This is a genomic window from Streptomyces sp. BHT-5-2, from assembly GCF_019774615.1.
Lineage (GTDB): Bacteria > Actinomycetota > Actinomycetes > Streptomycetales > Streptomycetaceae > Streptomyces.
Genome location: NZ_CP081496.1, coordinates 1,447,870 through 1,474,500 on the forward strand (window position 1 = coordinate 1,447,870; position 26,631 = coordinate 1,474,500).

The 26,631-nt window shown below is 70.7% G+C and carries 25 protein-coding genes and 2 tRNA genes; 13 read left to right on the forward strand and 14 right to left on the reverse strand.

Annotated elements, in window-relative coordinates:
- Positions 1-104: 104 nt before the first annotated feature.
- Complete coding sequence (locus K2224_RS06305) at positions 105-1,400, reverse strand: ABC transporter permease (RefSeq protein WP_260692351.1); 1,296 nt, start codon at positions 1,398-1,400, stop codon at positions 105-107.
- Between the two features lie 195 nt (positions 1,401-1,595).
- Between K2224_RS06305 and K2224_RS06310 the strand changes: the two genes are divergently transcribed.
- Entirely contained in the window at positions 1,596-2,018 is a 423-nt protein-coding gene (locus K2224_RS06310) for a MarR family winged helix-turn-helix transcriptional regulator (RefSeq protein ID WP_221905645.1), read from the forward strand.
- A gap of 78 nt (positions 2,019-2,096) precedes the next feature.
- On the opposite strand, the gene K2224_RS06315 is transcribed toward K2224_RS06310, so the two are convergent.
- Entirely contained in the window at positions 2,097-2,459 is a 363-nt protein-coding gene (locus K2224_RS06315) for a helix-turn-helix domain-containing protein (RefSeq protein ID WP_221905646.1), read from the reverse strand.
- A gap of 124 nt (positions 2,460-2,583) precedes the next feature.
- On the opposite strand from K2224_RS06315, the gene K2224_RS06320 reads away from it, so the two are divergent.
- On the forward strand, positions 2,584-3,234 hold the full coding sequence (locus K2224_RS06320; protein ID WP_221905647.1) for an FMN-dependent NADH-azoreductase: 651 nt from the start codon (positions 2,584-2,586) through the stop codon (positions 3,232-3,234).
- Positions 3,235-3,398: 164 nt separating this feature from the next.
- Here the strand turns inward: K2224_RS06320 and K2224_RS06325 are convergent, their stop codons facing one another.
- Positions 3,399-4,664: an MFS transporter gene (locus K2224_RS06325; protein WP_260692352.1), complete on the reverse strand. Its 1,266-nt coding sequence runs from the start codon at positions 4,662-4,664 to the stop codon at positions 3,399-3,401.
- A gap of 99 nt (positions 4,665-4,763) precedes the next feature.
- On the opposite strand from K2224_RS06325, the gene K2224_RS06330 reads away from it, so the two are divergent.
- Positions 4,764-5,741 (forward strand): LysR family transcriptional regulator, encoded by a 978-nt coding sequence (locus tag K2224_RS06330; RefSeq protein ID WP_221905648.1) that lies wholly within the window; start codon positions 4,764-4,766, stop codon positions 5,739-5,741.
- 123 nt (positions 5,742-5,864) lie between these two features.
- On the opposite strand, the gene K2224_RS06335 is transcribed toward K2224_RS06330, so the two are convergent.
- Positions 5,865-5,948 (reverse strand) — tRNA-Leu (locus K2224_RS06335).
- A 455-nt stretch (positions 5,949-6,403) separates the two neighbouring features.
- Between K2224_RS06335 and K2224_RS06340 the strand changes: the two genes are divergently transcribed.
- From K2224_RS06340 to K2224_RS06370, 7 genes are all read left to right on the forward strand, one after another.
- A complete protein-coding gene (locus K2224_RS06340; RefSeq protein ID WP_221905649.1) occupies positions 6,404-7,225 on the forward strand; it encodes a DUF3662 and FHA domain-containing protein in 822 nt (273 codons plus the stop codon).
- A gap of 10 nt (positions 7,226-7,235) precedes the next feature.
- Complete coding sequence (locus K2224_RS06345) at positions 7,236-7,763, forward strand: FHA domain-containing protein (RefSeq protein ID WP_221905650.1); 528 nt, start codon at positions 7,236-7,238, stop codon at positions 7,761-7,763.
- Positions 7,764-7,894: 131 nt separating this feature from the next.
- The gene (locus K2224_RS06350) at positions 7,895-9,430 is read left to right on the forward strand and encodes a PP2C family serine/threonine-protein phosphatase (RefSeq protein WP_221905651.1); all 1,536 of its coding nucleotides are present in this window, start codon (positions 7,895-7,897) and stop codon (positions 9,428-9,430) included.
- Positions 9,431-9,452: 22 nt separating this feature from the next.
- A complete protein-coding gene (locus K2224_RS06355; protein WP_221905652.1) occupies positions 9,453-10,850 on the forward strand; it encodes an FtsW/RodA/SpoVE family cell cycle protein in 1,398 nt (465 codons plus the stop codon).
- Entirely contained in the window at positions 10,847-12,316 is a 1,470-nt protein-coding gene (locus tag K2224_RS06360; protein WP_221905653.1) for a penicillin-binding protein 2, read from the forward strand. The genes K2224_RS06355 and K2224_RS06360 overlap by 4 nt, the downstream gene beginning before the upstream one ends.
- 146 nt (positions 12,317-12,462) lie before the next feature.
- Positions 12,463-14,457, forward strand: coding sequence for a Stk1 family PASTA domain-containing Ser/Thr kinase (gene pknB, locus K2224_RS06365; protein ID WP_221905654.1), 1,995 nt, complete (start codon positions 12,463-12,465; stop codon positions 14,455-14,457).
- A 950-nt stretch (positions 14,458-15,407) separates the two neighbouring features.
- Entirely contained in the window at positions 15,408-15,659 is a 252-nt protein-coding gene (locus K2224_RS06370; RefSeq protein ID WP_313904754.1) for a DUF397 domain-containing protein, read from the forward strand.
- A 207-nt stretch (positions 15,660-15,866) separates the two neighbouring features.
- Here K2224_RS06370 and K2224_RS06375 read toward each other — a convergent pair whose 3' ends face one another.
- The 6 genes from K2224_RS06375 to K2224_RS06400 all read right to left on the reverse strand — a co-directional run bounded on the left by K2224_RS06375 (position 15,867) and on the right by K2224_RS06400 (position 20,615).
- Positions 15,867-16,613 (reverse strand): class E sortase, encoded by a 747-nt coding sequence (locus K2224_RS06375; RefSeq protein WP_221905655.1) that lies wholly within the window; start codon positions 16,611-16,613, stop codon positions 15,867-15,869.
- A 26-nt stretch (positions 16,614-16,639) separates the two neighbouring features.
- Positions 16,640-18,199 carry a class E sortase gene (locus tag K2224_RS06380; RefSeq protein ID WP_221905656.1) on the reverse strand — a complete coding sequence of 520 codons (1,560 nt, stop codon included), beginning with the start codon at positions 18,197-18,199 and terminating at the stop codon, positions 16,640-16,642.
- Complete coding sequence (locus K2224_RS06385) at positions 18,196-18,852, reverse strand: aminodeoxychorismate/anthranilate synthase component II (protein ID WP_221905657.1); 657 nt, start codon at positions 18,850-18,852, stop codon at positions 18,196-18,198. Before K2224_RS06385 ends, K2224_RS06380 begins: the two co-directional genes overlap by 4 nt.
- Positions 18,849-19,025: a hypothetical protein gene (locus K2224_RS06390; protein WP_018542755.1), complete on the reverse strand. Its 177-nt coding sequence runs from the start codon at positions 19,023-19,025 to the stop codon at positions 18,849-18,851. Before K2224_RS06390 ends, K2224_RS06385 begins: the two co-directional genes overlap by 4 nt.
- 81 nt (positions 19,026-19,106) lie before the next feature.
- Complete coding sequence (locus tag K2224_RS06395; protein WP_221905658.1) at positions 19,107-19,808, reverse strand: class E sortase; 702 nt, start codon at positions 19,806-19,808, stop codon at positions 19,107-19,109.
- A 36-nt stretch (positions 19,809-19,844) separates the two neighbouring features.
- Positions 19,845-20,615, reverse strand: coding sequence for a DUF881 domain-containing protein (locus K2224_RS06400; RefSeq protein ID WP_221905659.1), 771 nt, complete (start codon positions 20,613-20,615; stop codon positions 19,845-19,847).
- A 177-nt stretch (positions 20,616-20,792) separates the two neighbouring features.
- Between K2224_RS06400 and crgA the strand changes: the two genes are divergently transcribed.
- On the forward strand, positions 20,793-21,047 hold the full coding sequence (gene crgA, locus K2224_RS06405; RefSeq protein ID WP_221905660.1) for a cell division protein CrgA: 255 nt from the start codon (positions 20,793-20,795) through the stop codon (positions 21,045-21,047).
- Positions 21,048-21,306: 259 nt separating this feature from the next.
- Here the strand turns inward: crgA and K2224_RS06410 are convergent, their stop codons facing one another.
- Both K2224_RS06410 and K2224_RS06415 read right to left on the reverse strand, forming a co-directional pair.
- A complete protein-coding gene (locus K2224_RS06410; protein WP_221905661.1) occupies positions 21,307-22,212 on the reverse strand; it encodes a rhomboid family intramembrane serine protease in 906 nt (301 codons plus the stop codon).
- A gap of 174 nt (positions 22,213-22,386) precedes the next feature.
- On the reverse strand, positions 22,387-22,914 hold the full coding sequence (locus K2224_RS06415) for a peptidylprolyl isomerase (protein ID WP_221905662.1): 528 nt from the start codon (positions 22,912-22,914) through the stop codon (positions 22,387-22,389).
- Positions 22,915-23,205: 291 nt separating this feature from the next.
- Here K2224_RS06415 and K2224_RS06420 point away from each other — a divergent pair, with 291 nt between their 5' ends.
- Positions 23,206-23,922, forward strand: a complete 717-nt coding sequence (locus K2224_RS06420; RefSeq protein WP_221905663.1) for a DUF5324 family protein — start codon at positions 23,206-23,208, stop codon at positions 23,920-23,922.
- A gap of 57 nt (positions 23,923-23,979) precedes the next feature.
- Here the strand turns inward: K2224_RS06420 and K2224_RS06425 are convergent, their stop codons facing one another.
- On the reverse strand, positions 23,980-24,900 hold the full coding sequence (locus K2224_RS06425) for a LysR family transcriptional regulator (protein ID WP_221905664.1): 921 nt from the start codon (positions 24,898-24,900) through the stop codon (positions 23,980-23,982).
- Between the two features lie 93 nt (positions 24,901-24,993).
- Between K2224_RS06425 and K2224_RS06430 the strand changes: the two genes are divergently transcribed.
- Positions 24,994-26,373 carry an MFS transporter gene (locus tag K2224_RS06430; protein ID WP_221905665.1) on the forward strand — a complete coding sequence of 460 codons (1,380 nt, stop codon included), beginning with the start codon at positions 24,994-24,996 and terminating at the stop codon, positions 26,371-26,373.
- Positions 26,374-26,481: 108 nt separating this feature from the next.
- Here K2224_RS06430 and K2224_RS06435 read toward each other — a convergent pair.
- Positions 26,482-26,554: transfer RNA gene (locus tag K2224_RS06435), tRNA-Ala, on the reverse strand.
- Positions 26,555-26,631: the final 77 nt, after the last annotated feature.

A 26,631-nucleotide genomic window follows, 5' to 3' on the forward strand; every position in this document is an offset into this window, starting at 1 on the left:
ACGTTACCGATGTTCGTCCGGCGACCGGCGGGGCTGTGGACAACTCTCGGAGCCGGTCCGGAGCGGCCTGGGACCGACGCCGCCGGAGGCCCCCTGGACGCCCGCTAGACGCCCACGGCCTCCTCCATCTCCTCCTCCGCCCCGGCCCGTTCCGCGGGAGGGCCGGGGGCGTGGCCCGGGGCGCGCTCCGGCATCGTGGCCGCCACCGCGGCCGCGGCCACCGCTCCGGCGTTGGCCACCGCTTCGGCCTCGACCGCCCGCCGCCGCTTCTCGACCAGCGCCGCCACACCGGTCGTCAGCAGTCCGACGAGCAGCCACACGACGAGGGTCCAGACGTGTCCGGCGAGGCCGTGGCCGTCGAAGTAGACGTGGCTGCGAGTGCCCTCCACGAAGCCGGCGCCGTTCCAGAAGGAGTGCAGGGCGGCGAAGAAGCCGTTCTGCATCTCGGGGCGGAAGACGCCGCCGGCGGAGGTGAAGTTGAGCATCACGAACAGCACCATCACGCCGAGCGTGGTCCAGCGCTTGAGGAAGGTGTGCAGGCCGGTGCCGATGAGCAGGATGCCGGCGGAGTACAGCCAGGCCATGCCCCACAGCCCCCACAGGCCGTGGTCGACGAGGTGGAAGACGGGCCCGGCGAAGAGACTCCCGAGGATGCTGACCACGAAGGAGGTGCCGATCGCCAGGGCGGCACGGAACCGCATCGGGAGGACGGCGCCGGCGCCGCCGATGACGGCGACGGAGGCGTAGGAGCCGATGCTGAGGGCGACGAGCAGGAAGAAGACGCCCTGTCCGGTCGGGTCGTGCGCGGCGGGCGGGGCGACGTCGGTGACCTTCAGCGGGGCGCCCTGTTGGGCGGCGAGCGGGGTGAAGACCTTCTGGACGACGGTGGCGCTGGTGTCGGAACCGGCGGTGGCCACCAGGAGTTCGGGGCCGCGCTGCGGGTCGCCGCCACCGGGGGAGGCGGTGGTCCGGCCGGTGGCGTTCGCGCCGTGGGCCCGGTTGCCGCCCGCCAGGTAGGCGCCGAAGATCTCCTGGTCCTTCAACTGACCGACGGCGGTGGCCCGGTCGGGGACGGTGCGCGCTTCGAGTTCGCCGTGGGCCTTGTCGTTGATCGTCTGGGCCAGCACCTGGGCGTGGGTGCCCGTTCCGACGACGGCGACGGGCAGATGGTGCGGCGCCGGGTCGGCGAACGCGCCGAGGTAGGCGAGGCCCATGCCGACGCACATCAGCAGCGGGGTGATCAGGTGGGTCACCACATGGCGCAGGTCGCCGGCCCGGACGGTGCGCCGGTCGCCCGGGTGCTCACTGCGGTGACCGCTCCGGTGGTCGTTCCGCTGCTCGTTCCACTGGTTGTTCCGCTGGTCGCTTCGGTGGTCGGGACGTCGTCGGTCCGCGGTCATGGGCAAGCCTTCTCGGTAGTCGTCCGGGCCGGGTGCCTGAGGGCCCGGTCGTCGTCGTGCAGCTGTGGCCAGGAGGAGCGGGGCGGGGGTTCCGGCGCCCGGAGGTGGATGGGCAGACGGCCGACCCCGTTAGTTGGCAATTACAACTCACATTTCACGTTGTACTATACAACTAGTTCTCCGAAAGGCAACTCCGTGACCCATCGCGACGACTCCGTCGAGACCATCCAGCAGGAGATGACCGCGTTCGCCCGGCGGGCCCGCGCGGCCGCCGCCCGGATGCACCCGGAGCTCTCCCTGGTCTCCTACACCCTGCTCGCGCACCTCGACGACCAGCAGGGATGCCGCGCCACCGACCTCGCGGCCCACTACCACCTGGACAAGTCCACGGTCAGCCGGCAGATCGCCGCGCTGGAGAAGCTCGGTTTCGTCGAGCGGCGCATCGATCCGGACGACCACCGCGTCCAGGTGCTGCACCCCACCGAGGAGGGCGCCCAGGTGCTCGGCAACGTGACCGCCAGCCGCCGCCAGGCGTTCCACGAGCGGCTCGCCGACTGGAACGAGGACGACCTCGACCGCTTCGCCTCATATCTGGTGCGCTACAACACCGCCCGGTAGCAGCCCGGTTGACGCACCGGGAACCACGGGCGCGCACGCGCCCGGGCCGGCGACCGCCGCCCGGCGCCGTTCGCGGCGCTACTTCCGGAAGCGCTCCGGGCACTGCCCGCCGTCGGCGAGGTAGGTCTCGGCCCAGCGGCCCAGTTCCTTGAGGGCGGGCTCCATGGCCAGGCCGGCCTCGGTGAGCCGGTAGGAGACGCGCAGCGGCGGCCCGGCGGCGACCTCGCGGACGACCAGGCCGGTGCCGGCCAGTTCCATCAGGCGGTCGGAGAGCATCCGCTCGCTGATGCCGGGGATGGCCCGCCGCAGGTCGGCGAAGTGAACGGGGCCGGGCATGAGGGTGGCCACGATCAGGCCCGTCCAGCGCTTCCCGAACAGCTCGAAGACGCGTGTCATCCGGCCGTCGACCTGTCTGCACATCGTCTCGCCCTGGTCCGCCATGCACCCAGGGTACCGCCCTGCCGTTGGCTACTATAGAAAAGTAAGTTCCCGTGTTATGAATAGTGACGTACGGAATTCAACTAGCGGTCGGTCGCACCCGTCCGCCCAGCGAAGGACGATCACCATGGCTACGCTCCTGCTCATCGACTCCTCCGTCTTCCCCGAGGGCGGCTCCGCGTCCCGTGCGGTGACCGCCGCGTTCCGCAGGACCTGGGAGGAGCAGCACCCCGACGGCACCGTCATCCACCGCGACCTGGCCGCCGACCCGCTGCCGCACCTCGACGGCGTCGCCGCCTCCTCCGCGTTCGCCGACCCGGCCACCCACTCCCCGGAGCAGCAGGCCGCCTTCGCGCTGCGCAACGAGCTGGCCGAGGAACTGGAGCGGGCCGACGTCATCGTCATAGGCGCGCCCATGTACAACTGGACGATCCCGTCGACCCTGAAGGCGTGGCTCGACCAGACGATCATCATGGGCCGCACCGCCGGCGAGAACCCGTCGGCGAAGGGCAAGCCGGTCGTCGTGGTGGCCAGCCGCGGCGGCTCCTACGCGCCGGGCACGCCGCGCGAGTCCTTCGAGTACGTGCAGAACTACCTGGGGGCCGTGCTGAACGGCGGCTTCGGCCTCGAGGTGGAGTTCATCGTGCCGGAGCTGACGATGGCGGCGAGCAACCCGGCGATGGCCGAGCTGGTGCCGCTGTTCGAGGCTTCCCGGGCCAAGGCCCACGAGCAGGCGGAGGCCCGGGCCAAGGAGCTGGTGGCGCGCTTCACCGCCTGACCGGGCGACGCGCCGCCGACGGGAGGCCCGCCCGGACCGCGCCGGTCCGATGCCGCGGGCCCCACCGTCCGGCCTCAGGGGCGGGCCGTCACCCGCCCGCCCCGAGGGCCGCTGGCCGGGCCCGGCACCGCCTTCCGCGCGCCGGAGCCCGCGCCCCGTACACCTCACCCCGCGGACGCCGCTCCCCTGGCCGGGCCCCTGCCCAGCGCCACGGCCAGCAGCGCACCCGCCGCGAGGACCCCGCCCAGCGTGATCACGCCGCCGGTCCCCCAGCCGTCCGCGGCCTGCCCGCCGGCCAGTGCGCCGGCCGCGATGGCCCCGTTGAACACCGCCACGAACAGCGCGGAGGACGCCTCCAGGGCGTCCGGCGCGGCCGCCATCAGCCAGGTCTGCGTACTGACCGACACGCCCCCGTAGGCCAGGCCCCACACGGCCACCAGGGCCGCGGCGCCCAGGACCCCGGCCGCGCGCCCCATCGGGGGCACCAGCAGCACCGCGGCGGCCAGCACCGCGCAGATCCCCAGCAGCGTGGCCCGCGGGGCGCGCGCCGCACCGGTTCCGGAGACGAAGTTCCCCGCCAGCCCGGCGACCCCGAAGACCAGCAGCACGGTGCCGATCTGTCCGGGCCGCGCGCCGGCCACCTCCTCCAGGACCGGCCGCACATAGGTGTACGCGGCGAAGTGACCCGTCACCAGGAGCGCGACCACCAGCAACCCGGTGCGCACCGCAGGCCGGCGCAGCAGCCCCAGGACTCCGCCCAGCCGCACGGCACCGGCCGCCGGCAGCGGCGGCAGCAGCACCCGCAGCGCGATGCCCACCGCCGCGCAGACCCCGACCATCACCACGAACGACGCGCGCCAGCCGGCCAGTTCGCCCACCAGCGCACCGGCCGGTACGCCCAGGACGGACGCCGCCGCGACCCCGCTGAATATCAGGGACGTGGCCGCCGCCACCCGCCGCTCGGGCACCAGCCGTACCGCCAGCCCCGACGCGATCGCCCACACCCCGCCCATCCCGAGCCCCACCAGCACCCGGGCCGCCAGCAGCACCAGCACGTTCGGGGCGTAGGCGGCCAGCAGGTTCGCCACGGTCAACGTGCCCATCAGGGCGGCCAGTACGACGCGCCGGTCGCAGCGGCCGATCAGCAGCGTCAGCACCGGTGCGGCGACCGCGGCGACCAGTCCGGTGACGGTCACCGTCAGCCCGGCCGTCCCGTCCGAGACCCCCAGGTCCCGGCCGATCGGCGTCAGCAGCCCCACCGGCAACATCTCCGACGTCACCACCGTGAACGTCCCCGCCGCCAGCGCCCCGACCGCCGGCCACCCGCCGCCCCTCGGACGTCTCAACCCACCTTCCGCCAGATGGTGTTGGGATCCGGCCACCGCGCCCCGGGCAACCGGGCCGCCCACCGCGCTCTCGCTCTTCGCCATGGTGCCCACCCTTCCCGCGCCGCCGCGGGGGAACAACGGCGAACTCCTCACCCTTCTATGAGCAGGACTCATCGATCGACCGCACCCGGGGAGGGACGCATGAGTGGTCCGCCCGCGCCCGCCGGCGCCGTCGGCGCGCCCGGACTCGAACTCCGCGAGCTGGAGTGCTTCCTGGTCCTCTCCGAGGAGCTGCACTTCGGCCGCACCGGCGAGCGGCTCTACGTCTCCCAGAGCCGGATCAGCCAGCTACTGCGCTCCCTGGAGTCCCGAATCGGGGCGCGCCTGGTGGACCGCACCAGCCGCCGGGTCCGCCTCACGCCGCTGGGCGAGGAGTTCCACGCGTCGCTGCGCCCGGCCTACGACGCGCTGCGTGCCACGGTGGACAGCGCCCGCGCGGCCGCCCGCGGCATCGAGGGCCGGCTCACCATCGGCTTCCAGGGGACCGCGGACGACCGGATCATGCGGGCCATCGACGCCTTCCACGCCCGGCATCCGGGCTGCGTCACACAGATCGTCGAGGTCCCGCTGTGCGACCCGTTCGGCGCGCTGCGGAGCGGTGCGGTGGACGTGGCGGTGACGCTGCTCCCGGTTGCCGAGCCCGATCTCGTCCTGGGAGCGGTGTTCTCGGCGCAGCAGCAGACGGTGGCGCTGTCCGTGCGGCACCCGCTGGCGTCCCGCGCCTCGCTGAGCGCCGAGGAGCTGGCAGGGTTGCCCCTGATCTCCCCGGACGGTCCGGCGCCGGTGTACTGGCGCACCGCCCAGGCACCCACCGCCACCCCCGGGGGCCGCCCCATACCGGCCGGCCCCCGGGTGAGCACCCTCCAGGAGGGGCTGACGCTGACCGCGGCGGGCCGGGGCGGAATGCTGCTGTGCCGGCCGACGGCGGAGTACCACGGGCGCCGTGACGTCGTCTTCGTCCCCGTCACCGGACTGCCGCACTCGGCGCTGGGAGTGGTGCACCACGCGGCCCGGGAGACCGCCCGGGTCCGTGCCTTCACGACCACCGTGCGGGATGTGACGGCAGTCACTTCGATGCCGCCCGGAGGGGCGAACGACCAAGAACGGCGCGGGATGTGACGTAGCGCTCACGTCGCACGGGTCACGTGGCCGCACTCACATCGGACGCGGGGTCCGGGCGTTCCCGGGAACGAAACGAGGCCCCTGGTCCCGGATTTCTCCGGAGACCAGGGGCCTCATCTGTGCGCGAGGGGGGAGTTGAACCCCCACGCCCTTTCGGGCACTGGAACCTGAATCCAGCGCGTCTGCCTATTCCGCCACCCGCGCATGGGTGCTGCCGGTTTATTCTCTCACGCGATCCGGGCCGTTCGGTCCGGGTCTTGCGGGAGCGCCTTCCGACATCGAGAACATTAGCACGGTGTCGGGGGTGCCTTCACACGCCTTTCCCCCGGTCCCGGGCCTGCGGGAGTGCGGGGGCACTCCGGGGCACCGCCGCGCGTTCTCCGGAGGAGCTCCGGGGACGACGGCCGGAGTCGGCCCCCGGACCCCTGCCCGGGTCGGCGGTTGCGGGACACTGTTAACGGGGCACATCTACGATCGCAGTGCACAGCAAGCGGCGTGAGGAGAGTGGCGGGCAGTACGGCGGCCACCGGGCAACCCTGTGGTGGGCGACACTCGTCCTCCAGGCAGGAAAGGGGAACCAGCCGATTTCCCGGCGCGTGGATACGATCAGTAAGCAGTATCAGGACGACCCCGAGGAAGACTGAGGAAGGAGGTGCCCCGTGGGAGTACTGAAGCGCTTCGAGCAGCGACTCGAAGGTCTCGTCAACGGCACCTTCGCCAAGGTGTTCAAGTCCGAAGTGCAGCCCGTCGAGATCGCCGGCGCGCTGCAGCGCGAGTGCGACAACAACGCCAGCATCTGGAACCGCGACCGCACGGTCGTCCCCAATGACTTCATCGTCGAGCTGAGCACCCCGGACTACGAGCGGCTGAGCCCGTACAGCGGCCAGCTCGGCGACGAGCTGTCGGGCATGGTCCGTGACTACGCCAAGCAGCAGCGGTACACCTTCATGGGCCCGATCAAGGTCCACCTGGAGAAGGCCGAGGACCTCGACACCGGTCTGTACCGCGTCCGCAGCCGCACCCTCGCCTCCAGCACGTCCCAGGACCGGCCCGGCGGCCAGGCCGCGGCGGCCCGCTCCACCGGCGGTCCGCCCCAGGCGGGCGGCCATGTGGCCCCGCCCATGCCGTCGTCCCCGCCGCCCGGCGCGGCGCCCGCGCCCCGTACGGGAGCGCCCGGTGCCGGGCCGCAGCCCTACGCCCAGACCCGGCGCTGGATCGAGATCAACGGCACCCGCCACCAGATCTCGCGCCCGACCCTCGTGCTGGGCCGCAGCACCGATGCCGACGTGCGGATCGACGACCCGGGAGTCTCCCGGCGGCACTGCGAGATCCGGGTCGGCACGCCTCCCACGGTCCAGGATCTGGGTTCCACCAACGGCATCGTGGTGGACGGGCAGCACACCACCCGCGCTAGTCTCCGCGACGGCTCGCGGATCGTCGTGGGCAGTACCACCATCGTTTACCGGCAAGCCGAAGGGTGAAGCGGGGGCAATGTCAGAGCTGACCCTCACGGTCATGCGGTTGGGTTTCCTCGCCGTACTGTGGCTGTTCGTCATCGTGGCCGTCCAGGTCATCCGCAGCGATCTGTTCGGCACGCGCGTCACACAGCGCGGTGCCGCCCGGCGCGGCGGCCCGGAACCGCGCACCCAGCGGCAGACCGCCGCTCCCCAGCAGCAGCGCCGCCAGGAGTCCGGCGGCCGCGGCGGGAACCGGCAGCGGCGCGGGTCCCCCACCAAGCTGGTGGTCTCCGAAGGCACGCTGGCCGGTACGACCGTCGCCCTGCAGGGCCAGACGATCACGCTGGGGCGGGCGCACGACTCCACCATCGTGCTGGACGACGACTACGCGTCCAGCAGGCATGCCAGGATCTACCCGGACCGTGACGGCCAGTGGATCGTCGAGGACCTCGGTTCCACGAACGGCACGTACCTTGACCGGACCCGACTGACGACCGCGACTCCGATTCCCCTGGGAGCCCCGATCCGCATCGGCAAGACCGTCATCGAGCTGCGGAAGTAGTACGACATGAGCGAGCGGAGCGAGCGAGCCGTAACGGTCCACTCGACGGACCCGGGCGTGCTCCCGACCGGAGGGTGGGCAGTGTGGCTCGACGAGACCGGCTGTACCCCGAGCCGACGGGTGAGGTGCGCATGAGTCTGTCCCTGCGCTTCGCCGCCGGATCGCACAAGGGCATGATCCGCGAGGGCAACGAGGACTCCGGCTACGCCGGGCCGCGGCTGCTCGCCATCGCGGACGGCATGGGCGGCCAGGCCGCCGGCGAGGTCGCCTCCTCCGAGGTGATCTCCACGCTCGTCCAGCTCGACGACGACGTCCCCGGTTCGGACATCCTCACCTCGCTGGGCACCGCCGTGCAGCGCGCCAACGACCAGCTGCGGATGATGGTCGAGGAGGACCCCCAGCTGGAGGGCATGGGGACGACCCTGACCGCGCTGCTGTGGACGGGCCAGCGGCTCGGCCTGGTGCACGTCGGCGACTCCCGGGCGTATCTGCTGCGGGACGGGGTGCTGACCCAGATCACGCAGGACCACACCTGGGTGCAGCGGCTGGTCGACGAGGGCCGGATCACCGAGGAGGAGGCCACCACCCATCCGCAGCGGTCGCTGCTGATGCGGGCGCTGGGCAGCGGCGACCACGTCGAGCCGGACCTGTCGATCCGCGAGGTGCGGGCCGGGGACCGGTATCTGATCTGCTCGGACGGGCTGTCCGGAGTGGTCAGCCACCAAACGCTGGAAGAGACCCTGGCCGGCTACCAGGGTCCGCACGAGACGATCCAGGAACTGATCCAGCTCGCGCTGCGCGGCGGCGGTCCGGACAACATCACCTGCATCGTCGCCGACGTCCTGGACGTGGACGGCAACGAGGCGGCGGCCGGGCAGTTCAACGACACCCCGGTCGTCGTCGGCGCGGTCGCCGAGAACCAGCACCAGCTGAACGACCCCAGCACGCTCCAGACGCCGGCGGCGCGCGCCGCCGAGCTGGGCCGCCGGGACTCCCAGCACACTCCGGGGGGCGCCTTCGGGCCGCCCGGAAGCGGGGGCCCGGAGGTCGGCGGGATGCCGCAGGGCTCGTTCGGGGCGTTCACGGACGAGGACTTCCTCAAGCCGCGGCGGCGCGGCAAGTGGCTGAAGGCGTCGCTGATCACGGTGCTGGCGCTGGGTGTGATCGGCGGCGGGCTGTACGCGGGCTACCAGTGGACGCAGACGCAGTACTTCGTCGGTGCCAAGGACGACCATGTCGCGCTGTACCGCGGCATCAGCCAGGACCTGGCCTGGATCAAGCTGAACTCGGTCGACGAGGACCACCCCGAGATCGAACTCAAGTACCTGCCGGTGTACCAGCGCAACCAGGTCAAGGAGACCATCGCGGTCGACAACCGCAACCAGGCCGGCGAGAAGGTCACCGAGCTCGGCAAGCAGGCGCACGCCTGCCAGGCCAAGGAGCAGCGGGAGGCCGCCGAGCGCGCGGCCGCGGCCGCCAAGGGCAAGGGCGGCCAGGCCGGCAAGCCCGGTACGCCCACCGCCGGCGCCAAGCCCGGTACGGCCGACGGAAGCGGCGTGGCCGGCACACTGTCCGCGGCGGCCGGCACCACCCCCACGCCCACCCCCGGTCAGACTCCGTCCGAGGAGCAGCAGAAGCTGGAGAAGAATTGCAGCACCCAGCAGTGAGGGCGTAGGGGTCGGAGGTTTTATGAGCAGTACGACGACCACGACGACCGTGGGTACGTTCGCCGCGCCGAGCCGCCGCAACACCGAGCTGGCCCTGCTGGTCTTCGCGGTGCTGATCCCGGTGTTCGCCTATGTCAACGTCGGTCTGGCGAAGGACGGTTCGGTGCCCGCGGGGGCGCTGGGCTACACGCTGGGGCTGGGGCTGCTGGCGGGGGTCACGCATCTCGTGGTGCGCAAGTGGGCGCCGTACGCGGATCCGTTGATGCTGCCCGTCGCGACACTGCTGAACGGTCTGGGGCTGGTGTTCATCTGGCGGCTCGACCAGGAGCCGAAGATCAGCACGCCGCAGCTGGGCGGTGCCATGGCGCCGGGGCAGCTGATGTGGTCGACGCTGGGCGTCGCGCTCTTCCTGGGTGTGCTGGTCTTCCTCAAGGACCACCGTGTGCTGCAGCGCTACACCTACATCTCGATGGTGGTGGCGCTGGTCCTGCTGATCGCCCCGATCTTCTTCCCGGCCCGTTTCGGCGCGCGCATCTGGATCACGATCCCGGGTGTCGGTTCGCTGCAGCCCGGCGAGTTCGCGAAGATCATCATCGCGATCTTCTTCGCGGGCTATCTGATGGTGAAGCGGGACGCGCTGGCGCTGGCCAGCCGCCGCTTCATGGGCCTGTACCTCCCCCGTGGCCGGGACCTCGGCCCGATCCTGGTGATCTGGGCGCTGAGCCTGATGATCCTGGTCTTCGAGACCGACCTGGGCACCTCGCTGCTCTTCTTCGGCCTCTTCGTGGTCATGCTGTACGTCGCCACCGAGCGCACCAGCTGGATCGTCTTCGGTCTGCTGCTGAGCGCCGGCGGCGCGGTCGCGGTGGCCACCTTCGAATCCCATGTCCAGGTGCGCGTCCACAACTGGCTCAACCCGCTGGAGCTGCAGAACGGCGGTGTGACGGAGACCGCGCAGTCGATGTACTCCTTCGGCTCCGGCGGCCTGATGGGGTCCGGCCTGGGACAGGGCTACTCGCGGCTCATCGGCGGCATCGCCCCGAAGAGCGACTACATCCTCGCCACCGTCGGCGAGGAGATCGGCCTGGCCGGTCTGATGGCGATCCTGCTGCTGTACGGCCTGCTCATCGAGCGCGGCATCCGTACGGCGCTGGCCGCCCGCGACCCGTTCGGCAAGCTGCTGGCGGTCGGTCTCTCCGGCGCCTTCGCGCTGCAGGTCTTCGTCGTCGCCGGCGGTGTGACGGGCCTGATCCCGCTGACCGGCATGACGATGCCGTTCCTGGCACAGGGCGGTTCGTCCGTGATCGCCAACTGGGCGCTGGTGGGCATCCTGCTGCGGATCAGTGACACCGCGCGCCGTCCCGCCCCTGCTCCCGCCCCGTCCACCGACGCCGAGATGACCCAGGTGGTCCGACCGTGAACAAGCCACTGCGACGGGTCGCGGTCTTCTGCGGCCTGCTCGTCCTCGCCCTGCTCGTCCGCGTGAACTGGGTGCAGTTCGTCGAGAGCGACCAGCTCAAGAACGATCCGCACAACCGCCGGGTGGCGATCGAGCGCTACAGCACGCCGCGCGGCAACATCATCGTCGACGGCAAGGCCGTCACCGGCTCGGTGACCACCGACACCGGCGACTTCAAGTACAAGCGCACGTACAAGAACGGCAAGATGTGGGCCCCGGTGACGGGCTACGCGTCGCAGGCGTTCGACTCCAACCAGCTGGAGAAGCTGAACGACGCGATCCTGACCGGCAGCGACGACCGGCTCTTCTTCAGCCGCACGGTGGACATGTTCACCGGCGGCAAGCAGAAGGGCGGGAACGTGGTGACCACCCTGGACGCCAAGGCGCAGAAGGCGGCGTTCGACGGGCTCGGGGACAAGAAGGGCGCGGTGGTCGCGCTCAACCCGGAGACCGGGGCGATCCTGGCGCTGGCCAGCACGCCGTCGTACGACCCGTCGACGTTCGCGGGGATGACGGACAAGGACGCCGCCGCGTACAACGCGTTGCAGAAGAAGAACGACCCCGACGACCCGATGCTGAACCGGGCGTTGCGGCAGACCTACCCGCCGGGCTCCACGTTCAAGGTGGTCACGGCCGCCGCGGCGCTGGAGAACGGCCTGTACACCGATGTCGACGCCAAGACCAACTCGCCGGTGCCGTACATCCTGCCGGACACCGCGCACCAGCCGCTGAACAACGAGGGCAGCATCGCCTGCGAGAACGTGTCGCTGCGGGAGGCCCTGCGGCTCTCCTGCAACACCGTCTTCGGCAAGGTCAGCGCGGACCTCGGCAACGCGAAGATGAAGGCCGAGGCGGAGAAGTTCGGCTTCAACAACGCGCGGATCGACACTCCGGTGCGGGCCGCGGAGAGCGTCTTCCCCAAGGACAACCGGCCGCAGAACGCGATGGCCGGCATCGGGCAGGCGTCGAACCGCGCCACGCCGCTGCAGATGGCGATGGTCGCGTCGGCGGTCGCCAACGGCGGCAAGCTGATGAAGCCGTACATGGTCGAGCAGCTGGTGGCGCCGAACCTCAACGTGGTGCAGCAGCACACGCCGCAGGAGATGAGCCGGCCGCTGAGCCCGGAGAACGCCCAGAAGCTCCAGAGCATGATGGAGACCGTGGTCAAGGAGGGCACGGGCACCAGCGCGCAGATCGACGGCGCGACGGTGGGCGGCAAGACCGGTACCGCGCAGCACGGCGAGAACAACAAGGACAATCCGTACGCCTGGTTCATCTCGTACGCGAAGACCGGCAAGGGCACGCCGGTCGCGGTGGCGGTGGTGATCGAGGGGTCGGACACCCTGCGCGGCGACATCGCCGGCGGCAAGCTCGCCGCTCCGATCGCGAAGGGCGTGATGGAGGCGGTCATCGAAGGCGAGAAGTGACGCGGGTCATGGCGATACCGGTCACGTATCAGGTTGCGGCTCCGGTCCGGTGCGACACGACGTGCCGGGTACGGTATGCCCGGACAGCACACCGCCGGACCACACACGGGTGCGGTCGGGACTGACGGAGAGGGCTGGAGAAGCTTATGGAAGAGCCGCGTCGCCTCGGCGGCCGGTACGAGCTGGGCTCGGTGCTCGGCCGTGGTGGCATGGCGGAGGTCTACCTCGCGCATGACACCCGCCTGGGCCGCACCGTGGCGGTGAAGACCCTGCGGGCTGACCTCGCCCGCGATCCGTCCTTCCAGGCCCGGTTCCGCCGTGAGGCCCAGTCGGCCGCCTCGCTGAACCACCCGTCGATCGTCGCGGTCTACGACACCGGTGAGGACTACGTCGACGGGGTGTCGATCCCGTACATCGTCATGGAGTACGTGGACGGTTCCACGCTCCGTGAGCTGCTGCACTCCGGGCGGAAGCTGCTGCCCGAGCGGTCGCTGGAGATGACGATCGGGGTGCTCCAGGCCCTGGAGTACTCGCACCGCGCCGGGATCGTGCACCGCGACATCAAGCCGGCCAACGTGATGCTGACCCGTACCGGCCAGGTCAAGGTGATGGACTTCGGCATCGCCCGGGCCATGGGCGATGCCGGGATGACCATGACGCAGACCGCCGCGGTGATCGGTACGGCGCAGTACCTGTCGCCGGAGCAGGCCAAGGGCGAGCAGGTCGACGCCCGCTCCGACCTGTACTCGACGGGCTGTCTGCTCTATGAGCTGCTGACGGTGCGGCCGCCGTTCGTCGGGGACTCCCCGGTCGCGGTGGCCTACCAGCACGTGCGGGAGGAACCGCAGCCGCCGAGCACCTTCGATCCGGAGATCTCCCCGGAGATGGACGCGATCGTCCTGAAGGCGCTGGTCAAGGACCCGGACTACCGCTATCAGTCGGCGGACGAGATGCGGGCCGACATCGAGGCCGCGCTGGACGGCCAGCCGGTCGCGGCGACCGCCGCGCTGGGCGCGGTCGGCTACGGCGAGCAGGACCAGCCGACGACGATGCTGCGGGCGCAGAAGGATCCGGGCGGCCCGCAGACGGCGATGCTGCCGCCGATGAACCCGGACGACGGCGGCTACGGCTACGAGGAGCGCGGCGACCGGCGGCGCGGCGGCCAGAAGAAGAGCAACGTCTCGACGATCCTGCTGGTGCTGGCGGCGGTCCTGGTCCTGGTCGGTGCGATCTTCATCGGCAAGGCGATGTTCAGCGGCGGCAACAAGAGCAACTCCATCACGGTGCCCAACCTCGTCGGCAAGTCGCTGCAAGAGGCGAAGTCCTACGGCGAGAACAGCTCCTTCAAGGTCGTCAAGGACGGCAGCAAGCAGTGTGACAACGCCAAGAAGGGGCAGATCACCGAGCAGGACCCGGCGGACGGCGCCCAGCTCGACAAGGGCGGCACGGTCAAGGTCACGATGTGCTCGGGTGCGGTGACGGTGGCCGTGCCCGACGTGCAGGGCATGCAGTTCGACGCCGCGCAGCAGGAGCTCAACAGCAAGGGCTTCAAGAACGTCACCAAGACGGAGAAGGAGTCCGACCGGACGCCGGGCGTCGTCATGGGTCAGGACCCCAAGGCACAGTCCCAGGCTGGCAAGGACACCCAGATCACGCTGACGGTGGCCAAGGCGGCGCCGAAGGCGACCGTTCCGGACGTCACGGGTCAGGACTTCAACACGGCGAAGAAGCAGCTGGAGGACCAGGGCTTCCACGTCAACCCGGCCTATCAGAACGTGACCGACCCGTCGCAGAACGGCAAGGTCGTCTCGCAGTCCCCTCAGGGGAACCAGCAGGTGGACCAGAACTCGACGATCACGCTGACGGTCGGCAAGGCCGCGCAGGCGCAGGTGCCGGTGGTGATGGGCAAGAAGGTGAAGGACGCCAAGCAGATCCTGCAGCAGGCCGGCTTCACCCACATCCAGTTCGCCAACGGCAGTTCGCAGGACGACAACGCCATGGTCACGGCCCAGGACCCGCAGCCGGGTACCCAGGGTGACCCCGCGTCGACCACCGTGAACCTGACCACCATGGGTGGCGACAACGGCGACAACGGCGGCGGCATCTTCGGCGGGCCGTTCGGCTGGGGGAAGAAGCACTAGCGCAGGCACGGCCCCGTATGACGGAGCCCCGGCGGCCCTTGGAGGGCGGCCGGGGCTTTGCCTTTGGCGAGGTCGCAGACAACTGGCCCAGTCTGCGTGAGCGGTGACAGGCATCATGAAAATTAGAGCACAATAAGGGCAGAATCGCATATATCACCCACAGGGATTCGATGCAGTGAAGCATTCAAGCCAATTCGAACGATTGACTTGCGAACTCTTGTTTGAGTTGACAGCATCTCGGACTATCCAGCGACAGCAGCCCGGACAACCGGGAAGCATTTGGAAATCCAGGAGAGAAAATGACTTCCGTAAAGAAAATGTCAGCTATTGGGGCATGCATGGCGGCGATATTCGCAATGCCGATAATCGGGACTCCCGCACGCGCAGCTAGCTCATGCGATTCCCCCTTGTGTACTTGGAGTCGACCCAACTACCAGGGCCAGCTATTGACTTCTGGAGGAATATACAGCGTCTGCTACCACGACCTAACGATCGGGTCCGCGAAGATAACAAATGGAAAGTGGTATGTGTTCTACTCTGGCCCTAACTGCACAGGGAAAAAATTTGCCATGACGCGAAACATGTCCGATGGAACAAGCCACGGATGGACACCACATAGCTACAAACTGCAGAACTCCTAGGAGTACCGCATGCCCCTTGCCCTTGTCACGCGTTTCGTTGAACCCCGTTGACCTGGCATAGACCTCAATATCTCTTATAAACAGCAACGGGATACACCCACCATAGAGATACCGACAACCTCAGTAACGGGGACAGTGGGGAAGGGGTAGTCCCGCCCTTCCCCAGTGAGCCCGGGAAGGGCGGAACCAGTTTCCCTCACCGCGCGGGCGGGCCTGGCGTGGCATCCTTCAAGGGAGCAATCGGGATGCCCCGTTACTTTCTTCGTGGCCCTGAAACGGGGCTCCTCGCCTCCGGGCCCGGCATGACTATTGCCCCCCTGCTCAGGGCTTGGACGGTGGAGGAAGTCGGATGCGGGCGGGGCACTGACCCCTCGGCCGCTATCGTCACCCGCAGCGGCTGATCAGTCCCAGTGTGCTGAGGTCGCTGACCTGGCCGACGCACCGTACGCAGCGATTGCTGTCCGAGACTCCAAGGACCCGCACAGCCCCACATTGGCTTTCTCCCCCGGCGGCTGGTCTGCATTTGTATCCGCCGTCAGGTGTGAGGAGTTCTCTGTATAAGCCAATCCGCAAGTCCCTCGGATCACCGCCCTCCATCGCACCACGGTGGGGCCGACGGCGCGTCCACGTTCGGCAACTCTCTGGCCTGGAGGCTGCATGCATCTCATTGCATTGCAGCGATGTCCCGGCGGCGCTTAAAGGGCGCACCGGAGTTTTTGGTGTACCGGCACGAGCTCGATACGGAAGAAACAGGGCCTGACGGTTGGCCTAGCGGAGTTCTTCGGGCGGCGTGCGGTTCGCGTCGACCTTTTCGGTGCGTTCCAGTTCACCCCAGACGATGTAGCGGTACTCCGAGGTGAAGACGGGGGTGCAGGTGGTGAGGGTGATGTAGCGGCCGGCCTTGTGCTTGCCGGATTCGGCCGGGATCTTTTCGAGGACGTTGACGTTGTACTTCGAGGTCTCCGGCAGCGTCGCGTAGACCTTGTAGACGTACCAGGTGTCCTTGGTCTCGAAGACGATCGGGTCGCCGACCTTGAGCTTGTCGATGTTGTGGAACTTCGCGCCGTGGCCGTCGCGGTGTGCGGCGAGGGTGAAGTTGCCCTGCGGGTCCTGCGGGAGGCCGGACTTGACGGGCTTGGTGTAGTAGCCCGCCACCCCCTCGTTGAGGATGTCGCTGTCGGTGCCCTTCTTGACCAGCACCTCGCCGTTGTTCATCGCCGGGACGTGCAGGAAGCCGATGCCGTCCTTGGTGTCCAGCTCCCCCGGTCCCTTGGGTCCCGGTGGTGTCGCCGCCCAGTGCTTGCGGATCTGGTCGCTCTGCTTGTGCGACTCGCGGTCGGCGAGGACGTTGGTCCACCACAGCGAGTAGACGACGAACAGACCCATGACCAGGCCGGTCGTGATGAGGAGTTCACCGATGACACTGACGACGGAGGCGAAGGTGCGCCACCCTCGGCGCGGCTCCGGTGACATCGCGGGCCGGTCGAGTTCCTCGTCGATACCGCTGGCAGTCACCGCGTAGCTCCACTTCAGTCGTCCGCTCAGCCGGCGAGCGCTTCCGGTTTGCCCTTGCTCCGCGGCCGCTCGTCGACCATCTTGCCCCAGACGATCAGCCGATAGGTACTGGTGAACTCGGGGGTGCAGGTGGTCAGGGTGATGTAGCGCCCCGGCCTGGTGAATCCCGAGCCGGGCGGCACCGTGGTGATCACGCTGGTGTTGCTGGGCGAGGTCTGCGGAAGGACGCTCTCCATCTCGTAGGTGTAGTAGGCGCTCTGCGTCTCCACGACGATCTTGTCGCCCTTGGTGAGGCGGTTGATGTACCGGAACGGCTCGCCGTGGGTGTTGCGGTGCGCGGCTACGGCGAAGTTGCCGGTCTTGTCCCAGGGCATCGCGGTCTTGATGCCGCTGGCGGCGCCGTAGTGGCCGATCATGCCGTGGTCGAGGACGGAGTGCTTGTCGATGCCTTCGGCGATCGGGGCCTTCACATCCAGCTTGGGGATGTACATGATGCCGAAGCGCTCGCCCTCGGCGAGATTCTTCTTCTCTCCGCCGCCCTTGTCCCACTGCTGCTGGAGGTTCTTGGTGGCGCCGCCGGCCTCCTCGTCGGCCATGACGTTGGTCCACCACAGCTGGTAGGTGACGAAGAGGAGCATCAACACGCCGAGGGTGATGAACACTTCGCCCAGTGCGCGGCTGGCGATCAGGCCGGGGCTGTCCTTGGCGGCGCGCTGGGCCCGGCGGGCCTCGACGCGGGTCAGGGGGGCCTCGGGCGCCTCGGCCGACGCAGTGGAGGCCGAGGGCGAGGCGCCGCGGGAGCCGTGGCGGCCGTGGCGGCCTCCTCGTTTGGCGGCGGCCTGGGCGGCCTTGCGGCGGGCCGCGCGGCCGCCCGTCGCCGGAAGCGTCGTGGTTTCACGTGAAACGGCGGTGGCGGCATCGGTTTCACGTGAAACGGTGCCGCGGGTTTCACGTGAAACGGTGTCCCCGCCGTGCTGTTCGGCCTGGCGCAGCGCCATGGTCTCGTTGTCCGAACGCGACGGAGTCTCGGCCGGCCCGGAGCGGGCGGGCCGAACGGACCGCGGCGGCAGCAGTGGCTGGATCGTGGGGAGGGGCGCGGTGAGGGCCTCCGAGACGCCGTGCGGGCCGGGTATGCGATCGGCGGGCGGGGCGTATCTGCCGTGTCCGAGGCCGCCGTTCACCTGGCTGTAGGCGTCGGTCTCGGGGGTGTGGGCACGGGCCGGCCGGGGCGGGGGCACCGCGTCCTCGGGGTCGGGCTTGCGGTGCCGGGCCGGGCGCCGCTGCGGGGTGTGCGGCGCGGGGCGGGGGGACGCCGAGGGGTCCTGGCGGGGCCGGAACCACGGCGAGCCCTCGGCCATGACTCCTCCGCCGGTGCGGACGGTCGGAGCTTCCTGCGGGTGGGGTCCCGGGTGGTGCCCGGGGGCACGGCCGGGCAGGGGGTCGTTGAGCGGGTCGTCGAGCCGCTCAACCGCCGTCTCCAACGCGTCGGACCGGTCGTACGGGGTGCCCGGCTGGTGCGGGGCGTACGGCTGGTCCTCGTACGGCTCGTAGGGCCGTCCGTCGCGCTCGGGGCGCAGCGCGGTCACGCCCCGGCCTTGCCGACCACCGGGGCAAGCCCCGCCGAACGCTCCACCGCTTCCTTGTCACCGCACTCCACCAGCCAGTTGGCCAGCATTCTGTGTCCCCATTCCGTCAGGACCGACTCGGGGTGGAACTGCACACCCTCGACGGGGAGTTCGCGGTGCCGCAGGCCCATGATGATCCGGCCGCCGGGGGCGTCGTCGGCCTCCGTCCAGGCGGTGACGGCCAGTTCGTCGGGGACGGTGTCCGGTTCGACGGCCAGGGAGTGGTAGCGGGTGGCGGTGAACGGCGAGGGCAGTCCGGCGAAGACGCCGGCGCCTTCGTGGAGGACGGGCGAGGTCTTGCCGTGCAGCAGCTCGGGGGCCCGGTCCACCACCCCGCCGTAGGCGACCGCCATCGACTGCAGGCCCAGGCAGACGCCGAACACCGGGACGCCGGTGGCGGCGCAGTGCCGGACCATGTCGACGCAGACACCGGCCTGCTCGGGCGTACCGGGGCCCGGGGAGAGCAGCACGCCGTCGAAGTCGTCCTGCGCGTGGCGGGGGGCGACCTCGTCGTTGCGCAGCACCTCGCAGGTGGCACCGAGTTGGTAGAGGTACTGGACGAGGTTGAAGACAAAGCTGTCGTAGTTGTCGACGACAAGAATCCGCGCGGTCATCGGGTGGCTGCCATCCCTTGGTCGACAGTGACGTCATTGAAGGGGAGCAGGGGCTCCGCCCACGGAAAGACCCACTGGAAGAGCACGAAGACCACCGCCAGGGCGAGCACCACGGAAATCAGCGCCTTCACCCACGTGTTGCCCGGCAGATGCCGCCAGATCCAGCCGTACATGCTGTCGCTGTCCCCTTGCCGATGCCGTTGACGATGTCGATTGCGACACCAGAGTAAGGGGAGAGGCCGTGGGCAGGTGGGTCAGCCGGTCAAAGCCGAGGGCCTTCCTTGTGTGACGGGTTGGGTGGAATCGAGGTGTGCCCAGGCGATCAGCCGGTGGCTGTGGCCCCACTCCGGTTCGCAGGTGGTCAGGGTCAGATAGCGGCCGGGGCCGGTGAAGCCGGATTCCCGCGGTACGGGGTCGATCACGCCGATGTCGGTGGGGAGCGTGGTGAAGGGCCGGTTGTCGATGCGGTAGGTGAACCACGTGGTGCCGTCGGTGAGGACGACGGCGTCCCCGGGGCGCAGGCGGGGGAAGTCCTTGAAGGGGTCGCCGTAGGTGCGGCGGTGGCCGGCCACGGCGAAGTTGCCGGTCGCGCCGAGGCGGGCGGTGCGGTCGTAGTGGCCCAGGCCGCGCTGGAGGACGTCGGTGCCGGTGCCCTCCAGGACGGGCTTGGCCCAGTCCGGGCCGAAGCGGGGGATGTACATCACGGCGAAGGAGCGGCCCGGCTCGTAGCGGCCGGGCGGGGCGGCGGGTGTCGGCGCGGGGGTGCCGGGGGCCGGGGTGCCGGCGGCGACCGGGCCGGTGGACCACTGCTGCTGGAGCCGGTCGATCTCGCCGTCCATCGCGCTGTCCGCCCGGACGCCGGTCCAGTAGAGGAGGTAGACCACGAAGAGGACGATCAGGGTGCCGGCCGTGAGGCAGATCTCGCTGGCCGTCCGTACGATCCACCGCACCGTCATCGGGCCGCCCCTCCCCGCCGGCCCGCGGCGCGCGGGCTACGGCTGCACAGGCTGTGCGTAGTGGAGATCCACTGTGCCGGAGTAGCCGGGAAGAGTCACCGTCTCGTGCTGGTCGACTTTCCAGCCGAGGCCGTAGGCGTTGACGTACTGGAGGTAGTTCTGGATGGCGGGGGAGGCGGTGAGCGCGCGGTTGAGCGCATCGCGGTCGCCGACCGCGGTGATCTTGTAGGGCGGGGAGTAGACCTGGCCCTGGAGGATCAGGGTGTTGCCGACGCAGCGGACCGCGCTGGTGGAGATCAGCCGCTGGTCCATGATCTTGATCCCCTTGGCCCCGCCGTTCCACAGGGCGTTCACCACGGCCTGGAGGTCCTGCTGGTGGATGACGAGGTCGTTGGGCTGGGGTTCGGGGATGCCGGGGATCTTGGCGGTGGCGTTCGGCGGGGCGTCGGTGAGGGTGACCGTCAGGCCGGGGCCGGACAGCGGCTTGGTGCCGGCGTTCTGCTCCAGTGCCTTGAGCCTGGCCTCCGCCGCGCCGGAGGGGCTGGTGTCGCGGCGGGCCAGGGCGTCGACCTCCGCGCGCAGGCCGGCCATCCGCTCGTCCTGGACGCCGTTCTTGTGGCTGCGTTCCTGGATGAGGTCGGACAGCCGCAGCATCGAGTCGTCCGAGCGGAGGTTGGTGCCGCGGGCGGTGTCGAAGCTGAGCCAGAACATCAGGCCGGCGAGGGCGAAGACGAGGAGGGTGAGGAGCCGGACGGGCCGCAGTCGGAGGCGGGAAGGGCGCCCGGGGGAGCCGGCGGAAGTGCTCAACGTACCCTTACTCCTTACGACGCCGCGGAAGCACTACGCTAACGGACGCCCGGGAAGGAAAACCGTTCCCCTCGTGTCCGTACCCTGGTTGCCGTCCCGTAGCGCCCCGCGCGGCGGGGGAAACCGCCCGCTCGCCGTGGAGAGCGGGGGAGCAGCACATCGACAGGAGAGTTCCTCGTGCCGAAGTCACGGATCCGTAAGAAGGACGACTTCACGCCGCCGCCGGCGAAGTCCACCAACCTGAAGATGAACGCGGGCCGTGGCTGGGTCGCGCCGCTGATGCTGGCGATGTTCGTGATCGGGTTGGCCTGGATCGTGCTGTTCTACGTGTCCGAGGGCGACCTGCCGATCAAGGCGATGGGCAACTGGAACATCGTGTGCGGCTTCGGCTTCATCGCGGTGGGGTTCGGCGTCTCCACGCAGTGGAAGTAGCGCGGGACGCGGCCCCGAAGGCGGCGCAAGCCCTGCCCAAGGCCATCCACACAGTTATCCACAGCCGGGGAAAACTTCAGAAGATCTGTGGATAACCCTCGGGAGGTTGACGCCGGTGTGACCGGCGGTACCCCCTGGTACAGGGCCTCCGAACCGTCCCTTCCTGCGGAAACACCACCCTGCACGGCGCCCGCACAGGCGTCCGCACAGCATGCACAAGATCCTTCACGGACTGTGGACAACGTGCGCGCCGAGGGCCTCAGCCGGTCAGTTGAAGGGTCCGTACCCACACCGTCGCGACGATCGCCAACAGGACCAGCACGCACGTCCCGACGTGCACCAGCGTCCGGCGGTCGCGCGGCGCGTGCACCATCCCGAACGCCACCGCGGCACCCACGACCAGGCCGCCGACGTGCGCCTGCCAGGCGATATTCGGCCACAGGAACGTGAAGGCCAGGTTGAGGGCGAGCAGGATGAACACCGGCTTCATGTCGTAGCGCAGCCGGCGCATCAGCACCGCCGTCGCGCCCATCAGCCCGAAGATCGCGCCGGACGCGCCGAGCGAGGGCTGGTTCTGCGCGGCGAGCAAGTAGGACAGGGCGCTGCCGCCCAGGCCCGCGAGCAGGTAGAGCACGGTGAAGCGGAGCCGGCCGAGCGCCGCCTCCATGGGCGGACCCAGCCACCACAGCGAGAGCAGGTTGAAGCCGATGTGCGCGATCTCCTGGTGCACGAAGACCGCGGTCAGCAGGCGGTACCACTCGCCATGGGCGACGCCGACGAGTTCGTAGCGGCTGGGGTCGACGGCCAGGCCGATCAGGTCGAGCCGGTCGGCGAGCACGCCGTGGGTCGCGGTGACCGCGATGAAGACGGCGATGTTGAGGCCCAGCAGGATCTTGGTGATCAGCCGGGGGTCGGTGGCGAGGGTGCCGCCCGCTATCGTGCGCGGCGCGCTGGCCTGCGGGGCGGGGCCGCTACCGCCGCCGGTGCGGACGCAGTCCGGGCACTGGAAGCCGACCGAGGCGCTGATCATGCACTCCGGGCAGATCGGCCGGTCGCAGCGGGTGCAGCGGACGCCGGTCGGGCGGTCCGGGTGGCTCCGGCAGACGGGCAGGCCGTCATGGCCGTGCGCCTGCTGCGGCTCCTGCGGGCTGCCTGCCTGGTCCATCGGTCCCCTAAAAAGTCCTCGTTCCCACCGGCCACCGCCCCACGACGAGCTTCGCGCCCCGCCCTCCCGTCGCCCGGCCACCGCCCCACGACGAGCTTCGCGCCCCGTCTCTATCATCTACGACCGGACGGGGCGCGATGGTTCCCCGGAGCGGGCCGGGGAACGCGACCCGGGTCAGCGGGTCTCGATCACCACGGACTCGATGACGACGTCCTGGACGGGACGGTCGGTGCGCGGGTTGGTCTGGGTCTCCGCGATGGCGTCCACGACCTTCTTGCTGGCCTCGTCGGTGACCTCACCGAAGATGGTGTGCTTGCCGGTCAGCCAGGCCGTCGGGGCGACGGTGATGAAGAACTGCGAGCCGTTGGTGCCCGGGCCGGCGTTGGCCATGGCCAGGAGGTACGGCTTGTTGAACGCCAGGTCCGGGTGGAACTCGTCGGCGAACTTGTATCCGGGGCCACCCGTGCCGTTGCCCAGCGGGTCACCGCCCTGCAGCATGAAGCCGCTGATCACGCGGTGGAAGACGGTGCCGTCGTAGAGACGGGCAGTGGTCTTCTGACCGGTGTTGGGGTCGACCCACTCCCGCTCGCCGTTGGCGAGCTCGACGAAGTTCTTGACCGTCTTCGGGGCGTGGTTCGGCAGAAGCCGGAGTTCGATGTCGCCCTGGTTGGTCTTCAGGGTGGCGTAGAGCTGCTCAGCCACGATCTACCTTCCATAAGTCTTCACTGACGGTCCCCGATCCTCGCATGAAGCGGCCACCGGGCGCCGGGCCGCCACCTCTTCTTACGGTTCGTACTGAATTATTGCGCGTGATGCGGCACCGCATGGCATGGTCGTCACAAGACTCCGGAAAGTCCCCAATGACCCGGATGCCCGCTCGCACATGCCGTGCGGGCAGGGAGCGGGCATGCTCGTCAATCGGGTGGACAGGCGACTCAGCAGAGGTGGGGGAGCAGCCCCCAGACCCGGACCCCACCGAGGAGGAGGATCCCCGTGACCCGCAAGGACAGCGTGCGCGCCGCGACCCATTCCGCCAAGGACGGCGTGCGGCACGCAGCGGAGGTGGTGGCTCCCTACGCCGGTACGGCCAAGGACACCGCTGTCCACTACTCCCACGAGGCGCGCGCCCGGCTTGCCCCCAAGGTCGCCGAGGCCGCCCACCAGGCCCGTGCCCAGTACGACACCCGTCTGCACCCACGGATCGAGCACGCCCGCGGCGCACTGCCGCCCAAGGTGGACGCGGTGGCGACCCGGGCCGCCCGCCGCACCCGCAAGGCCGCCCGGCAGGCCGCCGACTACACCGCCCCGCGTCTGGAGAACGCGGTGGTCAGCGCCCGGGCGGCGGCCGAGCCGGTGCGCGAGGAGGCGCTGGCCCGGGGCGCCGCGGCGCTGGCAGTGCTGCGCGGGCAGGTGACGGCCGAGGAGATCGAGAAGCTGCACAAGAAGCAGTGCCGCCGGGCGGCGTGCGGCAGGGCTGCCCGGCGGCTGGCGCTGCTGGGCGTCGTGGTGGCCGGCGCGGTCGCCGCCTGGAAGTGGTGGGACAAGCAGGCCAACCCGGACTGGCTGGTCGAGCCGCCGGCGCCCACCGAGGTCGGCGACCGCGGGCACCTGAGCGCCGTCGACGGCAACCAGGGCACCCCGCTCGACCCCGAGGTCCAGGCCGAGCAGGCCGACTCCGACAAGCGGCGCGGCGGCGGCCACGGCGCCTGAACCCGCCGACGTACCACCGATGGGCCGCGCACCACAGGGGCGCGGCCCGGGGCCCGGTCAGGACACCCCTGACCGGGTCTCCTCCCCCGCCAGCGGGTCGGCGCGGCGGGCCAGGTCGAGGAGGGCGTGCAGGGACCGTTCGGCGAGGCCGAGGCGGGGGCGCCACTGGGCGACGATGCTGACCGGGCGGATCGGCTCGACGAGCCGGAGGGTGACGAGGTCGCCCTGCTCCAGCTCCCGGGCGACCGCCAGCGACGGCAGCAGCGTGATGCCGTGGCCGTGCGCGGTCAGCCGGAGCAGCGCCGACAGCGAGCCGGTGACCTGCGCCGTGTGCGCACCGGCGAGCAGGTCCCGGCCCAGCCGGTCCACCAGCATCTGGGAGGTGCAGCCCCGTTCGGCGACCAGGAACACACAGTCCAGGAGCCGATCCGGCGTCACCCGCTCCTCTTTGGCCAGCGGGTGGCCGGGGCCCGCCACGAGGACCGTGCGGTCCTGGCCGACCACGGTGTGCGGGCCGAGCGCCCGCCCCCCGTTGTCGTACTGGAACGCCACGTCCAACTCGCCCGCGCCGAAGGCCCGTTGCACGTGGGCGCGGTTGCCGACCGTCAGCTCGACCTCGGCGCCGGTGCCGGGCCCGGCCGCGCCGTACTCCAGGGCCGCCAGCACCTCCGGCATCCAGCCGTGCGCCAGCGACTCCTGGGCGCCGATCCGCAGCCGGGGGCGGTCGCCGCGGGCGGCCCGGCGCATCCGCTCCTCCAGCTCCAGGGCCTCGCGGGCGTGCGGCAGCAGCCGGCGGCCGGCGTCGGTCAGCGTGGCGCCGGTGCCGGCGCGCACCAGGACCGCCGTGTCCAGCTCCGCCTCCAGCCGCTTGAGCTGGGCGCTCACGCTGGACTGGGCGTAGCCCAACTCCTGGGCGGCGGCGGAGATTCCGCCGTGGTCGGCGACGGCGACGAAGGCGCGAAGGTAGCGGGAGTCCACGCCCCAAGGATGCCACCGGGCATCGGAGTTTCCGATGGGGATATCGGAAGTGCGGCGTCGCCGGCCGGGCCGCTTCCGCGCGACCGTGCTGCCATGACCACCGACACCGTCGCGCCGGCCGCCGGCGCCACCTCGCCGGCACCCACCCGGTCCCGGCTCGCGTTCGCCGGGATCGCCGCCGGCAATCTGCTCGTCCTCCTGGACACCACCATCCTCAACGTCGCCCTGCCCGACCTGCGGCGCTCCCTGCACCCGGCCGCCACCGCGCTGCCCTGGGCGGTCGACGCCTACACGGTGGTCTTCGCCGGACTGCTGCTGGCCGCCGGGGTGTTCGCCGACCGGTGGGGCGCCCGCCGGATGTACACCTGGTCGCTGGTCGGCTTCACGGTGCTGTCCGTGCTCTGCGCCGCGGCGCCCGGCGCGGGCCCGCTGATCGCCGGGCGGGCGCTGCTGGGTGCGGCCGGCGCCGGTCTGGTGCCCGCTTCGCTGGCGCTGCTGATCGCCCTCCACCCCGACCCGGCGCGGCGCACCCGGGCGATCGGCGCCTGGGCCGCGCTGAGCGGGCTGGGCGCGGCGGCCGGCCCGGTGCTGGGCGGCGCTCTGGTCGAACTCGGCGGCTGGCGGCTGGTGTTCCTGGTGAACCCGCCGATCGCGCTGGCCGCGCTGCTGCTCGCCCGCCGGCTCCCGGCGCCGCCCGCGCGGGCCGCCGGCGCCGCGCCGCGCACCCTGGACCGGGCCGGGCTGCTGCTGTCCACCGGTGCGCTCGGCGCCCTCACCTTCGGCCTGGTCGAGGCGGGTATCGAGGGCTGGTCCGCGCCGTCCGCCTGGGCGCCGGTCGCGGCCGCGGTGCTCGCCCTCGCCGCGCTGGCCGCCGTGGAGCGCCGGGCCGCGGCGCCCGTACTGCCGCCGGCGCTGCTCGCCCTCCCCCGGGTCCGGGCCGCCCTGCTGGCCGCGGCGGTGTCCTGCTTCGCCTACTTCGGCGGGATGTACCTGCTCGCCCTGTGGCTGCAGCGCACCTACGCGCTCGCGCCGCTCGCCGCCGGGCTGGCCTCGCTGCCGCTCACCTTCCCGGTGTGCGTGATGCCGTTCTTCACCGGGCGGCTGGTGGCCCGGCACGGCGCCCGCCCGGTGCTGCTGGCCGGGATGACGGCCACCGCGCTGGCCGGGGCGCTGCTGCTGTTCGCCGGCGGCCGGCCGCCGCTGCCGCTGCTCCTGGTGGCCGAGCTGGCGCTGGCCGCCGCGGGCACCCTGTCCATCCCCGGTGCGGCCGCCGCGATGGCCGTCGCCGCGCCGCCGGAGCTGGCCGCCACCGCGCAGGGCGCCCTCAACGGGATCCGGCAGGCCGGCTCGGCACTCGGGGTCGCCGTGCTGGGCACCCTGGGCGGGCTGCCGCACGCGGGCGGGGGGCTGCTCGCCGCCGGGCTCGTCGCCGTCGTACTGATCTTCCGCGCGGGCGCCACGGGCCGCGGGTGACGGCGGCGGCCGGTGCGGCTCGGCGGCCCGGCGACGGCCCCGGTCCGCCCACGGCGGCACACAAAAGACCCCTCCGTCTGCGTTCTCGCAGGTCGGAGGGGTTTGGGGTGGAGCCTAGGGGAGTCGAACCCCTGACATCTGCCATGCAAAGACAGCGCTCTACCAACTGAGCTAAGGCCCCTTCGCCGAACAGGGTACCCGGTGTCGGGGTGCTTTCCCGACCGGGTATCGCCGCGCACCGTCGCTCTCCGTAGGATG

What these genes read in the sequence shown, in the direction of transcription:
- K2224_RS06305 (WP_260692351.1), bottom strand. Translation starts at nt 1,400, where the DNA reads ATGACCGCGGACCGACGACGTCCCGACCACCGAAGCGACCAGCGGAAC.
- K2224_RS06315 (WP_221905646.1), bottom strand. Translation starts at nt 2,459, where the DNA reads ATGGCGGACCAGGGCGAGACGATGTGCAGACAGGTCGACGGCCGGATG.
- K2224_RS06320 (WP_221905647.1), top strand. Translation starts at nt 2,584, where the DNA reads ATGGCTACGCTCCTGCTCATCGACTCCTCCGTCTTCCCCGAGGGCGGC.
- K2224_RS06325 (WP_260692352.1), bottom strand. Translation starts at nt 4,664, where the DNA reads ATGGCGAAGAGCGAGAGCGCGGTGGGCGGCCCGGTTGCCCGGGGCGCG.
- K2224_RS06330 (WP_221905648.1), top strand. Translation starts at nt 4,764, where the DNA reads ATGAGTGGTCCGCCCGCGCCCGCCGGCGCCGTCGGCGCGCCCGGACTC.
- K2224_RS06345 (WP_221905650.1), top strand. Translation starts at nt 7,236, where the DNA reads ATGTCAGAGCTGACCCTCACGGTCATGCGGTTGGGTTTCCTCGCCGTA.
- K2224_RS06350 (WP_221905651.1), top strand. Translation starts at nt 7,895, where the DNA reads ATGAGTCTGTCCCTGCGCTTCGCCGCCGGATCGCACAAGGGCATGATC.
- K2224_RS06355 (WP_221905652.1), top strand. Translation starts at nt 9,453, where the DNA reads ATGAGCAGTACGACGACCACGACGACCGTGGGTACGTTCGCCGCGCCG.
- pknB (WP_221905654.1), top strand. Translation starts at nt 12,463, where the DNA reads ATGGAAGAGCCGCGTCGCCTCGGCGGCCGGTACGAGCTGGGCTCGGTG.
- K2224_RS06385 (WP_221905657.1), bottom strand. Translation starts at nt 18,852, where the DNA reads ATGACCGCGCGGATTCTTGTCGTCGACAACTACGACAGCTTTGTCTTC.
- K2224_RS06390 (WP_018542755.1), bottom strand. Translation starts at nt 19,025, where the DNA reads ATGTACGGCTGGATCTGGCGGCATCTGCCGGGCAACACGTGGGTGAAG.
- K2224_RS06395 (WP_221905658.1), bottom strand. Translation starts at nt 19,808, where the DNA reads ATGACGGTGCGGTGGATCGTACGGACGGCCAGCGAGATCTGCCTCACG.
- K2224_RS06410 (WP_221905661.1), bottom strand. Translation starts at nt 22,212, where the DNA reads ATGGACCAGGCAGGCAGCCCGCAGGAGCCGCAGCAGGCGCACGGCCAT.
- K2224_RS06430 (WP_221905665.1), top strand. Translation starts at nt 24,994, where the DNA reads ATGACCACCGACACCGTCGCGCCGGCCGCCGGCGCCACCTCGCCGGCA.